We start from the raw sequence: 14305 nt of genomic DNA, 5'->3' as shown, positions 1-14305 counted from the left end.
ACTGTTAACTCGGCCGCAAAATGACTATTTTGAGTTCAACATTCATGAGACAAACGACATTTATATGACATTGTTTCCAATGTTCTTCACCTTTCACGGTTGCATTTTTATTTATTTTCCAGAAAAAATAAATTCCGTTGTCTCGTTTGTCGAATTCATATGGTGAGTTTGATGGTATTTCAGTGCCCCAAAAAAGCCAAAATTGTCTATAATCATTAGATTCTCACCGGTTCATTCATGGTATCCATGTCTCGTATATCAATCTCTCTTAATTCGGCGCTATTGACAGTCATCATGACCTTGCTCGTATTACTCATGACACCACCCGTTTCTGGTTCAATACAACTGACGAGTTCTGTGATGATTTCTGGTCCAGATAGAGCAGATAGAGCAGATAGAGCAGATAGAGCAGATAGACTGAAAAGTGTAGATAAATCGAAAAGAGTAGAAAGTTCGAGAAACAGTACGATCGATCTGGTGAAAGTCGATAAGTCGAAGCGCAGAATGTACCTGTTGAAAGATGAGACTGTCATTCAAGAATTTCGCATTGCTCTCGGTGCTCGCCCAAAAGGACATAAGCTATGGGAAGGCGATCAAAGAACGCCCGAAGGGCTGTACAACCTCGATTTCGTTATTGAACATTCGGCTTTTTATCGCTCTATACACATCGATTACCCCAACCAGAAAGACATTGAATGGGCCCGCTATAAAGGTATTAACCCAGGTGGGAACATTAAAATTCATGGTCTAAAGAATGGTGATCGTAGAAAACCAGAATACGTTCAGAGTTTTGATTGGACCAATGGTTGTATCGCCATCACCAATGCTGAAATGGATGTTTTTCTCAGTTTAGTGGAATCGGGGACTCCGATTTTAATTGAATGGTAAGCTAATGGAAAAAATCAGGGGCGACGATGAGGGCACCCCTTTTAGTTGGATGGATGAATTTGCCCTAGACAGCCATCATTAACACTCTATCTACCTAATGCATTATTCACTTCCGTAACGCATTCAGTTTAGCTTGGGCAATACCATAAATAGTATCGATGGGGTAGCTGCCTTCATCACTCGCTACACCCGCCACTTTTCCAGTGAAGATTTCAATCGCTTCAGTGACATGCTCGATGGCCCAAATATGGAATTCACCTTTGTCGACGGCTTTAACTATGTCCGGTCTTAACATTAAGTTATGCATGTTAGAACGAGGGATCACGACCCCTTGCTCATTGGTGCGCCCCTTAATTTTACAAACATCGAAAAACCCTTCTATCTTCTCATTCACTCCACCAATTGGCTGTGACTCGCCAAACTGGTTCATTGAACCGGTAATGGCAATGTCTTGGCGGTTAGGTTGCTTAGAAAATGCCGAAACCACTGCACAAAACTCAGCCATGCTGGCACTGTCACCATCGACACCACCATAGGATTGCTCAAAGGTAATGTTTGTCGTTAGCGGTACCCTAGCCGTTTTGCCGAATACTGAAGAGAGATAAGCCGTTAAGATCATCACCCCTTTGGAGTGAATACTTCCACCAAGGTCAACGCTTCTCTCTATATCAATCACTTCTCCATCGCCATATGCCGTAGTCGCAGTGATTCGGTTAGGGGCACCAAACATATGATCACTGGTGCTAAGCACCGACAACGCATTGACCTGTCCAACGGCTGCACCCTCTGTTTGAATGAGTGTAGTCCCATTAATGTAGCTTTCCATAACGCTATCTTGGAGTCGGCTAACTCTCATTATCTGATTACTCAACGCCTCTTCGACATGACTCGCTCGAATCATGTTGGAGTTAGCTTGGCGAGCAACGTAATTGGATTCGCGAATTAAATTTGCAATGCTCGCTGAGTGAAGAGATAGCTTAGTTTGGTCGCCTGACAAGCGCGAGCTATGTTCAATAATTCTTGCGATGGCTTTACGATCGCAATGAAGCAAGTTGTTATCATGAATGATGCTCGAAATGAACCTTGCGTAATGCAGTTCAGCTTCTGAGGTGCGCTTCATTTCATCTTCAAAATCAGCAGTAACCCGAAACAGTTCAATAAACTCTGGATCGTAATGTTGCAGCAGTTGATACGTACGGTGGTCGCCAAACAGGATAATTTTCACATCAAGCGGAATCGGCTCTGGATCGAGTGATACCGCTCCGGTTAACGTGACCTCTTTTTCTAGCGAGGTGAAACTTAACTGCCTTGAGCGTAATGCCCGTTTAAGCCCTTCCCAAACATAAGGCTGCTCTAGCACTTTTTGTGCATCCATCATTAGCACGCCACCATTGGCTTTGTGCAAACTGCCAGGCCGAATCAACGAGAAATCGGTAAATACGGTTCCTTTGAATGTGGCTGTTTCTATATAGCCAAAGAGTGAGTGATAATTCGGGCTCTCTTCAACCACAATGGGGAAGTCCTCTCCTGAACGGCTAACCAGAACGTTCACTTTGTATCGTCTCGGAAGCTTTTTATCTAATGAAGCGGTGGCCATTTCACCTTGTTCGACGGCTTCATCTAAGAAAATATCGGCATTTTCAACAATGTCTTTTTGTAAGTCGGTGAGGTATGACTTGATCATGGAATAACCATTGTAATCAAGCTTCAACTGCTTAATGAAGTGGGTAATGACATCCAATGTCACTTCGTCGTTCAGCTTTTTAATTTTTTCACTGTAACCCTCTTCCCATTCAGTGAGTTGACGAACCATTGATCGCAACTCTATTTCCAATTCATCGATGCTGGCTCCGAACTCTTCTTGATCTTTCTTGCTGAGCTCGTCGAAAGATTCTTCAGTGTGTAATTCCTCCCCATCCATCGCAATAAACTGATAGTCGCCCTGTGTGGTTAAGGTCAGGCTAATGCCCTTTTCTTTCGCTTCCTTACCTATTTTGTCGAGCTCAACTTGTTGTTTATCTGCCAATTGATTTTTAAGTTTTTCAGCACGAGAGATGTACATTTCATTGTCGAACGCTAAAGGCAATGCATTGACTAACTTGGTCATTAGCTTTTCTATGTCTTGCTTTAATTTTGCTCCGACTCCACAAGGTAATTTAAGCACTTTGGGTGTGCGGATATCTTCAAAATTAGCCACATAACACCAGTCAAACATGGTGTCTGAATCATGTTTGTGGCGGTTTAAATAGCGCAAAATCATCGTGCGCTTGCCCAACCCATTTTGGCCAATCGCGTAGATGTTATAGCCTTTCTCTTTGATAGACATGGCAAACTCTACGGCTTTCTGGGCTCTTTTCTGACCGACGATCTCGTCAATGGGAGCCAGTTCTTTGGTCGATTTGCAAGGCAACTGCTCTAATAGAGCCGTGTTATAAAGTTGCTCAGTGTTCAATCTTTGAATCGCCATCACTACCTCCTTGGTAATTATTGCTCTGGTACTTAAATCAGTTTAGATGCATTTCATCGATTTTTTAGTGACTTAGACCCAAATCGAGTTTAAGTGGACAAATATCCACCAATCTCATGTCATTAGCTCCTCCTCTAAATAAATCCTTTCAATTATGAATTTGGCACTTGTAAATGATAATGAATTTCATTTACAATAATTTATCTCGCTGAATAAAGGATTATGATGAATATTCAACAATGTTGGAGGACCTTCCAAAAAGCCCAGCAATTATTGGAACAAGGGCACTGGCCAGAAGCACATTGTCTATTGGAAGATGTACTTCATTATATTCCTTTTCATATTAATGAAGCTCTATGTAAAGAAGAGGTGGAAGTGTGCCAGTTTATCGCTCTCATCTCGACGCTAAGGGATGCATCCATCGCGCAATCCCAAATATTACTCAAAATGGGGCGTCAACAATGTGCATTCGAGGTACTCAACCAGAGCTATTGTGAGTTCCAGTTCATCTCGATTGAAGAGTGCCCGTTGATATTAAAAGCACTCAGTGTCTTGAATAAGTACAGTGATGACCTTGTATTACATATTGGTCAATTATGTGTCTCTCAACGCAGTGCTACTTGGATGCTAGAGTTCGATACCTTACAAAAGTCGCATCACTACTTTAACCAAATTCGCACCGCATCGGGCCGGCAAACTCACTGCCACACTTTAAATTAATAAAATAGGCAGTTTATCAAAACTACGCCTATACTTAATGACATACAGTTTTTCGGTTTGGCCGCCGGAGTACAAGCGTTGCAAGGAAGCAGCGCTTTTCTTTATGTTCATTATCGAAACGGCGATCCCTAATCAACTGACTTATCAGATTTACAATGTAAACCCAGCCCAGAAATCGCTCCAAAACTTCTCCCGCCCTATCTATCATGGTGTTTACTTTGGGTGCATTTTTCTAAATTGAGTGAATGTAAGTGTTATTACCGCAGCATAATTCACTTCTGTACAGCCTGTTATCCCCTAGGTAAAATGCGCCCACATCGATGAAGGGCTGTCTCTCATTCTTCTTGACCTTTGTATTGCGACGTATGAGCACAAAAAATGAATCCGCAACCAGTATTGGCAAACAAGCTATCGTCTTTTAAACGTTCAATAGACCACTTACCACGACCAAAACGCTTTACGTTTCCCTATTACTATACGCCTCATCCACTTGCTGTCACTGCGATGAGTGAATTGCAACACTATTTAGCAACACAGAAAGAATGGAAACATGATTTTTCTGATCAAGGGAAAATGTTTGCGGTTTTAGTGGTCGAAACCCAGCAAGGGGAACTTGGGTATTTATCCTCTTTTTCTGGATCTAGTGTGCGCTCTAAATTACCTGACGAAAGTGACATTCCAAATTTCTTCGTTGACCCTATTTATGACCCTGGTGTTGACACGAATTCTCAAGCTCAATGGATTGAAAAAAAGAACACACTGGATACGCATATTCTCTCGCTAACGGACAACCCGGTATTTATAGAAAGAAAAGCACGATATACAAGCATGAAAGCCCACGCTGAGACTGAAATTACTGACGGTCAAACCGCTTTAGTATTGAATAAAGCTAAGCGTAAAGAACGGCGCAAAGAAGCCGAATTGCGCCTCGGTAACGATCTTGATGAACAGCAATTGAAAGCGATCATTCACGAATTAGGTCGCCAAAGCAGTAAAGAAAAACAAGAACTAAAACTGATTAAAAATAAATGGAATCAATTGCTTGATGAGCTAATTCCGCTTATTCAAGATACCGAAACCGAGATTAAAAACCTACAGCAAAAACGTCAACAAGTCATAGCGCGGATTGCAGATGAAAAGCACAAATCCTGTCGATTCTTAAATCGTGAAGGTGAGTTAAAAAGCACGTATGACCTGTTCAATCTAGGCCGATCGAACCAAAAAAACGAAGCTAATGATCAAAAAGCCCCCATAGCGGGCTCGAGTGAAGAAAACCTGCCTAAATTACTGCAAACGGCTTTTCAATATGGATTGACACCTTTAGCTTTGGGAGAGTTTTGGTGGGGCGCATCGCCTTACCATCAAATTCGCCAACATAAAAACCTCTACCCCGTATGTCAAAGTAAGTGCTTTGAAATTTTGGAACACATGCTCGAAGGGATTGAAACCGATGAAAGTCCCCTAAAACAAACCCCTTCTTTAAATAAAGAGCTTGAAATCATCTACGAAGATGATGTGCTCGTCGTGGTGAATAAACCAGCCGAGTTCTTATCGGTATCGGGAAAGTATATTAGCGACTCTGTTCATGCACGTATGCAAGTTCGTTACCCTAACGCCACTGGGCCACTGGTTGTTCATCGATTAGATATGTCGACCTCTGGGTTGATCATTTTCGCGCTCACCTCAGAGGCAAACAAACACGTTCAGCAACAGTTTATTAATCGCTCTGTAGTGAAACGTTATACTGCACTGCTTGAAGGACTCCTGAACCAAGGAAGTGGGACAATCGCACTTCCCTTGCGCGGAGACATAGAGGACAGGCCAAGACAGATGGTGTGTCATCGTAGTGGCCGCAACGCGCAAACTGACTATCAAGTTATTGAAACAATCGGTCACCGAACCAAGGTTGATTTGTACCCCAAAACAGGTCGAACCCACCAACTTAGAGTACATTGTGCCCATTCATCAGGTCTTAATACGCCGATTGTCGGAGATGATTTATACGGTTTCAAAGATAAGCGCTTATACTTGCATGCGGGGTATCTGAAGCTGCGCCACCCAGTCAGTCATGATCTTATCGAATTTACAGCGCCCTCGGATTTTTAATGAATCGCCCTATGATGGGAAGACACGTCACTTTGATACTCAAACTGCCTTTTTGTATGTACTATAGTGATCAACACGCCCTAACCATTATGGAGATCTGACCTTTGAACATACTGATTATTGGCGGCTCCGGTGGTATTGGTTTGGCGCTCATCGAGCACTTTTTATCCTCCAATAACACCCAGACTGTCTACGCGACTTATCGCAACGCTCAACCTAATATTTCGGCCCCTAACCTGAATTGGCATAAAGTCGATGTCACGGCTGAAGGTGATATAGAAGAGCTAGCGAATGCGATCCCAAAATTGGATGTTTTGGTCAACGCGGTTGGTGTGCTAACCGGGCCAGAGCATTCACCTGAAAAAACCATCAATGCTTTTGATGTGGATTTCTTTAACCAGAATCTATCGATTAACACCGTCTCAACGCTGTTATTAGCTCGATACTTCGGCCAACACCTTAAATCAAAGTCATTGAGCCATTTCGTCTCTCTGTCCGCCAGAGTGGGTAGCATTGAAGATAATCAACTGGGGGGATGGATTAGCTATCGGTGCTCGAAAGCCGCTTTGAATATGGCGATTAAGACCATTAGTATCGAGTGGCAACGGAAAAAGCATAACTGCTGTATGTTTGCTTTCCACCCAGGGACCACTGACACGTCACTTTCTAAGCCTTATCAAAAAAACGTGCCCGAACACAAGCTGTTCACTCCCCAATACGTCGCGGCTCAGTTAGCTAGCATGATAGAAACAACGACATCAGAAGATACTGGCAAGTTTTATAGCTTCGATGGCAAGGAAATACCCTGGTAGTTAAGTTCTGGTGAGTCATCGACCGTTTTAGAGACTACTCAGGGTAAACTTTAACGAATCGCTCTAATACTAAATTCGAGGTTTCATTGAATTCGACACCCACCTCTTGCGCATATTTTGAGAAGAAATTAATATGCGCAGCACGCCAGCATTCGTAGCTACCATCGCCTTCTCCTTCTGACTCGGCGAATTCTCGAGTCACTTGATTAAACGGGCATATCGAAACTTCCGTCATTTTTACGATACAAACTGGCTCTTGTTTCCAGTTAAGCACGACCGTTAACAGTCCGACTTCTGGTAAAGGCTCATTTTCAGCCTCATACCCTGCTTTTAGGCTGCAGGAAGCGCGCTTTATTCCAAGGCTAATTAAACGGGCACATTCATTTGCATTGTATTCATCGGCGCAATAGTGTTCCGCAATAGCCTTGCATGATTTGAGTTGTTCGGTTGGGGTCAACGTTGATAGGTATTGATCCAAATAAGCCTGTTGTACTGCGTTCATTTCTATTCCTAATAATCCAGTAAGCGGTTAACGATGGTTAGAGCATCATCATACCCACGATATTACTCACTCTTCACTTGCCATTCATGGCTCAGAACGGCTAGTACAACCGTATCCCACCATTGCTTTTTAAAGAAACGATGCTCACGAAAACAGGCTTCTTGCTTCATGCCAAGCGACTGACATAAATGGATAGCTGCTCTGTTTTTACTGATGGTTTCTGCATAGATCCTGTGGACACCCAGCTCAGAAAAGCCATAACTTGCGAGGGCGACGGCCGCTTCCTTGATCAGCCCTCGACCTTGATATTCTCTACTCAGCCCGCAACCAAAAGATGCTTGATTGTCTGGCTCCAAACGCAGGCACACTGTCCCAATAAACAGACCACTCTCTTTGTGCTCTATCGCCAATTGAAACGACCGACGTGGATTCTCTGCCGCTTGCTCGATGAACAGCGCTGTTAGCTGGCGGTATTTTTCAGGACCGCAATCTGACTCATCGTAAAAGCGTTGATACTTAGGGTCTTGAGAAATAGCGATAAAGGCGGCTTCATCACTTTTTTTCATATCACGTAGCAATACATGTTCTGTCTCTAGCTTAAACACCACTTCTCCTTTGGGGCTTTGTTTTTCAATAGTTTACTGCGCCTTCCATTGGTGTAGTGAATGTAACATATGTTTTGTAATCTAGGTGTTTGTCATGGCGCTATTTGTGAAATGACTGTTTATAAAATGACTCCCCGTAACGGCTCAATATCGAATTGATTCACAACACTATTTGAGAAGTTCATTAAAAATAACTCCCCATTTCCATTCAATTTTTGTTAGGTTGGCTAAAAGCTCTAATCTCATGTCAACAATTAGCAGGAGTGGATCAATGAAAATAGTCTTTCTGCACGGCCTTTACATGCATGGTATTGCCCTGCTTCCATTAAGTCAGCGCCTAGATAAGCTGGGCTACCACACGGATGTACTTAGCTACAATTCGCTTAACATAAACGCAGAAAACGTTTTCAAACAGATTGATGCGCTTCTTGACCCTTTCGAAACCAATATACTGGTAGGCCATAGCCTTGGCGGGTTGATGATCAAACATTACCTGACAAGCCGAAAACCATCTAACGTTCGAGTTTCACACGTCATCGCGATTGGTTCGCCTATTCAAGGGGCTTCGATTGCTGAAAAAATTTCAGAATTAGGTCTAGGCGCGATTTTAGGGAATTCGACTAAGCATGGGCTGGAGAAACATAACGATACTTGGGATTTCCCGCAAAAACTAGGGTGTATCGCGGGAACTCAATCAATAGGTTTAAGGCCAATACTTTTGGGGAGTGAAAAGTTGTCGGATGGAACCGTCACCGTTGAGGAAACAAAAATCAACGGTTTGACGGATCACGTTACCATCAACAGTAACCACACTAGCTTGCTTTACAGCAATGTCATACCGAATCAGATAGATCACTTCATTCAGTTCAATGCTTTTAACAAGACCAGTAGAAAATAAATAGACAGCGATTAAGCTGGATCACCTGTGTTTATTTCAAAACGCTGGTGATATTCTTTCATAAAATCTTCTCGAATTAGTTGCTCTAAATGTGAAGCACGTTCAGTTGGACAAAAGATCATATAATGAACAGACTGCTCACCAGTTGGCATACTACTAATATGAATATGTGGCTCCGGACCCGGTAAGTCAACGCCCGCTCGTTTTTCAATCACGATATTATATCGGCGCGCAACTTCAATAAAATCTAAACAATGCTCGTCGACCTTTTCCGTAAGCCCTTCAATCATCGGATATAAGTTAACAAAGTCTTGCACGACGATGGAAAAGCTGTGGTATACATATCGTTTCATAAAGTTAAGGTTCTTCACTGGGAACGTAAAGAACATGCTATTGGGCAAGGTGGCGGTTTTACCTGTGTAGTGATATTGACCATGGTGCAAATCAATCTCTTGGATAACAGTAGCCATTAAGTTGTGCTCAATTACCTCACCACTTATTTTTCCAACTTCTATCCAGTCACCAATACGAAACGACCGTGAACTGGCACGCTGAATTGACCCGGTAAAACAAAGAATAATCTCTTTTGAAGCAACCACAATAGCCACAGCAATCGCCGTTACCGATAAGGCAAACTCCGCGATTTCAGATTGCCATAGCATGAATATTAAAATAACAAAGGCCGCAAAGGCCCCATTTTTTGTCCGTGACATCCAATTACGCTGTTCTTCTGAAAGGAACAAGTCATCGCCGCGAATACCTGACAAAATTAGGCGACGAATCATGATAATCAACAGCAAGATCAGAGCACTAGTTAGGCCTTTGTGACCCAGTAAAAAATTAATAACGAGGTAAACCTTTTCCACCCTCTACTCCTTAATTGTAGAGACAAACGCTGTAACGCATATTAAATGAGTTACGGACTCATTACACACTGATTCTAGCCATCAAAAAGAAAAATGGTGAATTCGAACAAAAAAGCCGAGCATAGTGCTCGACTTTTCCCTTACTGCCTAGACTGACTTAACCAAGGCTATTCCCAATCTAGGATGACCTTACCAGACATTCCAGAGCGCATCATGTCGAAGCCTTTCTGGAAATCGTCCACTTTATAGTGGTGCGTGATGATTGGAGACAGGTCTAAGCCTGACTGAATCAAAGATGCCATTTTGTACCAAGTTTCGAACATCTCACGGCCGTATATACCTTTGATCACCAGGCCTTTAAAAATAACCTGATTCCAGTCTACTGCCATGTCGGATGGTGGAATACCTAGTAGAGAGATCTTGCCGCCGTGGTTCATGTTAGTCAGCATGCTGTTGAACGCTGATGGGTTGCCCGACATTTCTAAACCAACATCGAAGCCCTCAGTCATCCCGAGATCAGCCATCACGTCTTCTAGCTTATCTTCCATCACGTTAACAGCGCGAGTTACGCCCATTTTCTTAGCCAGATCTAGGCGGTATTCGTTTACATCGGTAATGACCACGTGGCGAGCCCCAACGTGTTTTGCTACTGCTGCAGCCATGATACCGATTGGGCCAGCACCAGTAATTAGCACGTCTTCGCCAACTAGGTCGAAAGAAAGTGCTGTGTGTACTGCGTTACCAAACGGGTCAAAGATTGAAGCTAGATCGTCAGAGATTTCTGCAGGGATCTTAAATGCGTTGAACGCAGGAATCACAAGGAACTCAGAGAACGCACCAGTGCGGTTAACACCAACACCTGTTGTGTTACGACAAAGGTGAGTACGGCCGCCACGACAGTTACGACAGTGACCACATGTGATGTGACCTTCGCCAGATACACGGTCGCCGATTTCAAAACCACGAACTTCTTGGCCAATGCCAACAACTTCACCCACGTATTCGTGACCTACTACCATAGGTACTGGGATTGTGTTTTGTGACCACTCATCCCAGTTGTAGATATGTACGTCAGTACCACAAATTGCGGTTTTCTTAATACGAATAAGAAGATCATTATGACCCATTTCAGGTTTTTCAACCTCGGTCATCCAAATGCCTTCTTCAGGTTTTAGTTTCGATAGTGCTTTGATTTTCATAATTATTCCTCTCGCCTGATTAAGCGATGATCCCCATGTCTTTACCGACTTGGATAAAGGCATCAATGGCCGTATCGAGTTGCTCGCGGCTGTGCGCTGCTGACATTTGGGTACGAATACGTGCTTGTCCTTTAGGAACAACCGGGAATGAGAACGCGACCACATAGATGCCCTTCTCTAGCGCTCGCTCAGCGAACTCAGCCGCGACTTTTGCATCACCCAGCATAATGGGGATGATCGCGTGATCAGCACCGCCCATCGTAAAGCCAGCCGCTTCCATACGAGTACGGAAATGTGCTGCGTTTTCCCACAGCTTAGTACGTAAGTCGCCAGACTCTTTAAGAAGATCAATGACACGGATAGAAGCTGAAACAATCGCAGGCGCAACTGAATTTGAAAATAGGTATGGACGAGAACGCTGACGTAGCCAGTCGATCACTTCTTTCTTACCAGAAGTGTAACCGCCTGAAGCGCCACCCATGGCTTTGCCGAGTGTTCCGGTAATGAAATCAATGCGATCGATGACGTCATGATGCTCATGAGTTCCTGCACCATTTTGGCCCATGAAGCCCACTGCGTGAGAGTCATCAACCATTACTAGTGCATCGTACTTGTCTGCAAGGTCACAGATAGCAGGAAGGTTAGCCACTACGCCGTCCATTGAAAAAACACCATCAGTGACGATCAATGTATGACGAGCACCCGCTTCTTTCGCTTCGATTAAGCGCTGCTCTAGTTGCTCCATATCGTTATTTGCGTAGCGAAAGCGCATTGCTTTACAAAGACGCACGCCATCAATAATTGACGCATGGTTCAATGCATCTGAAATGATCGCATCTTCTTTACCTAAAATTGTTTCAAATAAACCCGTATTCGCGTCAAAGCAAGAGGTATAAAGAATCGTGTCTTCTTTACCTAGGAACGTAGATAGTTTTTGCTCTAGCTCTTTGTGTGAATCTTGAGTGCCACAAATAAATCGAACCGATGCCATGCCAAAGCCATGTTCATCCATACCCGACTTTGCCGCGTCGATTAATGCAGGATGATTAGCCAGACCCAAGTAATTATTGGCGCAGAAGTTAAGAACCTCTTCCCCAGTAGAAATAGAAACAGAAGCCTTTTGAGCCGAAGTAATCACACGCTCAGACTTATACAGTCCTTCTTCTTTCACTTCGTTAATTTGATTTTGGATTTGTTGATAAAATGACGATGACATCAGCACTATTCCTTACTCGTTCTTATAGTTAAACAAGCATAGTTGTTTATTGTAGGGGTTTGACATATTGGCCATGTCAAACTAGCTCGTCATAGTGTAAACCAACTCTATCTCGACCATTATCCCGCAACATGGAATAGCATTCGTGAACTACAGGCACATATAGTGTTAAAAAATGGTGTTGAAAGCTGGTGTTGAAAGTTGGAACAAACTTCATAACTTACAATCATTAATCTTTTCGATAGAAAATTTCTATGAAAATCAATACTCTTAATTGGTGAATATTGATCTCATTATCTATAATTTACCTAAATAGCGTGCCATACTTACTCATATGCATCACATTCATCATACTTACGGAATAACCTCATGAATCGTTTATCCATTTCCCAGAAAATTAGCATTCCATTATTCACGATATTGGTTGTTTTTATTGCTTCTACTCTTCTCTCTGTTATTCAGGCAAATAAGCAAGAAGACCTCAACACCCTATTAAACCAAAACGTTCAACCTGCAATGGGCAGTTTAGAAAATGCATATCGAGATTTGTATCAGGTAACAGTGGCGGCCCAAGGGATTGCGCGAAGTCAATCGAGCAGCGAAGTTCAGTACCATATCGCGGAGTTTAAAGATAATGCCTATAAGGCTGTGCCGAGGATGAGAAAGGTACAGAACCTTTTTGATATTGGCTTTTTACCAAAAGGTGGAGAATCCGACCTCAAGGAATTAATTACTGCTACGGAACGTTGGATAAAGTTATACGAGCCAATGATCAATCAGCCAGATAACGCTTCTGATTACCTGTCTAACAATGAAGACAAGATTAACGCAGAATTTAAAGCGATGCGAAGTAGCCTTAAGGCGATCAGTAATCAAATAGAAGAAAAACAGAACATACTTCGCGACGATGTGAAAAGCTCGATCACATCTGCAAAACTGACCGTAGAGACTGGCCTAGTTATCGCACTTATCGCGGGCGCTATCGCTTTTTGGATGATCAAACGATTCGTCATTACCCCGCTTAGAAGTATTGAAAAAGCGATGGCCGAGATTGCACAGGGCGATGGTGACTTATCGAAGCGCCTGGAAGTAACCAGCCAAGACGAACTAGGCCGCGTCGCAAACTCGTTCAATCAATTTGTCGGGAAGATTCATGTGACGGTTGAAGAAGTCATTATCTCTTCAAATGCAGTTCGTGCAGATATGGAAAACATTAAGTCCCTCACTCAAAGCATTGCTCTATTTAGCTCCAATCAACAACAAGAAAGTGAGCTTGTGGCCACTGCAGTACATGAGATGCAAGTGACCAGTTCCACAGTGAGTGACAATGCCAATGATGCCGCTCAAGCAAGTAGCAGTGCAAATAATGAAGCAGACCAAACCAGTGCTATTTTGGGCCAAACGGTCGAATCAATGAAAAGCCTCTCTACTGAAATAGACAATGCTAGCCAAGTGATTCATACATTAGATACCGACGTAGGCAACATCGTATCAATACTCGATGTTATTCGTGGCATTGCTGATCAAACCAATTTACTGGCTCTCAATGCCGCGATTGAAGCAGCACGAGCTGGTGAGCAAGGAAGAGGATTTGCGGTCGTTGCTGATGAAGTTCGTTCACTGGCGAGCAGAACACAAGAAAGTACCGGTGAAATTCAATCCATGATTGAAAAACTGCAAGAAGGGGCAAAGCAAGCCGTAAATGTGATGGAAGCAAGTAAGGAAAGCAGTAACGCCACTATCGATACAGCAGGATCCGCTGCGGAATCATTGGATAAAATTCGTCATTCCATTGCACAAATGAACGAAATGAACACACAAATTGCGTCGGCTGCGAGCCAGCAATCTAATGTCAGTAATGAAGTCAATGAGAACGTTCAGCGCATCGCTGATAATAGCTACCAAATGGTTGAGATGGTCAACAGCGCAGATAATGCCTGCATGAGCTTATCGGAACAATGCCAGAAGTTGGATAGCCTGGTTGCTGAGTTTGAAGTCTAAGCTCTAAGCTCTAAGCTCTAAGCTC

General features: G+C 43.2%; 12 protein-coding genes. 6 read left to right on the top strand and 6 right to left on the bottom strand.

The window, feature by feature from the left end:
• Window positions 1–246: 246 nt before the first annotated feature.
• A complete protein-coding gene (locus A1QO_RS02690) occupies window positions 247–888 on the top strand; it encodes a L,D-transpeptidase family protein (protein WP_017041338.1) in 642 nt (213 codons plus the stop codon).
• 106 nt (window positions 889–994) lie between these two features.
• Here A1QO_RS02690 and A1QO_RS02685 read toward each other — a convergent pair whose 3' ends face one another.
• Complete coding sequence (locus A1QO_RS02685) at window positions 995–3355, bottom strand: Lon protease family protein (protein WP_017033466.1); 2361 nt, start codon at window positions 3353–3355, stop codon at window positions 995–997.
• Window positions 3356–3580: 225 nt separating this feature from the next.
• Between A1QO_RS02685 and A1QO_RS02680 the strand changes: the two genes are divergently transcribed.
• From A1QO_RS02680 to A1QO_RS02670, 3 genes are all read left to right on the top strand, one after another.
• Complete coding sequence (locus A1QO_RS02680; protein ID WP_017033465.1) at window positions 3581–4075, top strand: hypothetical protein; 495 nt, start codon at window positions 3581–3583, stop codon at window positions 4073–4075.
• A 378-nt stretch (window positions 4076–4453) separates the two neighbouring features.
• Window positions 4454–6181: an RluA family pseudouridine synthase gene (locus A1QO_RS02675; RefSeq protein ID WP_017039401.1), complete on the top strand. Its 1728-nt coding sequence runs from the start codon at window positions 4454–4456 to the stop codon at window positions 6179–6181.
• Between the two features lie 104 nt (window positions 6182–6285).
• Window positions 6286–6993, top strand: coding sequence for an SDR family NAD(P)-dependent oxidoreductase (locus A1QO_RS02670; RefSeq protein ID WP_017039400.1), 708 nt, complete (start codon window positions 6286–6288; stop codon window positions 6991–6993).
• A 34-nt stretch (window positions 6994–7027) separates the two neighbouring features.
• Here A1QO_RS02670 and A1QO_RS02665 read toward each other — a convergent pair whose 3' ends face one another.
• Both A1QO_RS02665 and A1QO_RS02660 read right to left on the bottom strand, forming a co-directional pair.
• Complete coding sequence (locus A1QO_RS02665) at window positions 7028–7495, bottom strand: ASCH domain-containing protein (RefSeq protein ID WP_017039399.1); 468 nt, start codon at window positions 7493–7495, stop codon at window positions 7028–7030.
• A gap of 62 nt (window positions 7496–7557) precedes the next feature.
• A complete protein-coding gene (locus A1QO_RS02660) occupies window positions 7558–8100 on the bottom strand; it encodes a GNAT family N-acetyltransferase (protein ID WP_017039398.1) in 543 nt (180 codons plus the stop codon).
• A gap of 271 nt (window positions 8101–8371) precedes the next feature.
• Here A1QO_RS02660 and A1QO_RS02655 point away from each other — a divergent pair, with 271 nt between their 5' ends.
• Window positions 8372–8998 (top strand): esterase/lipase family protein, encoded by a 627-nt coding sequence (locus A1QO_RS02655; protein ID WP_017037816.1) that lies wholly within the window; start codon window positions 8372–8374, stop codon window positions 8996–8998.
• 11 nt (window positions 8999–9009) lie between these two features.
• On the opposite strand, the gene A1QO_RS02650 is transcribed toward A1QO_RS02655, so the two are convergent.
• From A1QO_RS02650 to A1QO_RS02640, 3 genes are all read right to left on the bottom strand, one after another.
• Complete coding sequence (locus A1QO_RS02650) at window positions 9010–9864, bottom strand: mechanosensitive ion channel family protein (RefSeq protein WP_017033459.1); 855 nt, start codon at window positions 9862–9864, stop codon at window positions 9010–9012.
• Window positions 9865–10031: 167 nt separating this feature from the next.
• The gene (gene tdh, locus A1QO_RS02645) at window positions 10032–11063 is read right to left on the bottom strand and encodes an L-threonine 3-dehydrogenase (protein ID WP_017039397.1); all 1032 of its coding nucleotides are present in this window, start codon (window positions 11061–11063) and stop codon (window positions 10032–10034) included.
• 19 nt (window positions 11064–11082) lie between these two features.
• Window positions 11083–12279, bottom strand: coding sequence for a glycine C-acetyltransferase (locus tag A1QO_RS02640; protein WP_017039396.1), 1197 nt, complete (start codon window positions 12277–12279; stop codon window positions 11083–11085).
• Between the two features lie 369 nt (window positions 12280–12648).
• Between A1QO_RS02640 and A1QO_RS02635 the strand changes: the two genes are divergently transcribed.
• Window positions 12649–14280 (top strand): methyl-accepting chemotaxis protein, encoded by a 1632-nt coding sequence (locus A1QO_RS02635; protein WP_017039395.1) that lies wholly within the window; start codon window positions 12649–12651, stop codon window positions 14278–14280.
• The last annotated feature ends 25 nt before the right edge of the window (window positions 14281–14305 follow it).

The organism is Vibrio genomosp. F10 str. ZF-129 (genome assembly GCF_000287055.2).
In the GTDB taxonomy this organism is placed as follows: Bacteria; Pseudomonadota; Gammaproteobacteria; order Enterobacterales; family Vibrionaceae; genus Vibrio.
Note: the sequence above shows the minus strand (reverse complement) of the source record. Positions and strands in the feature narration are given on the sequence as shown.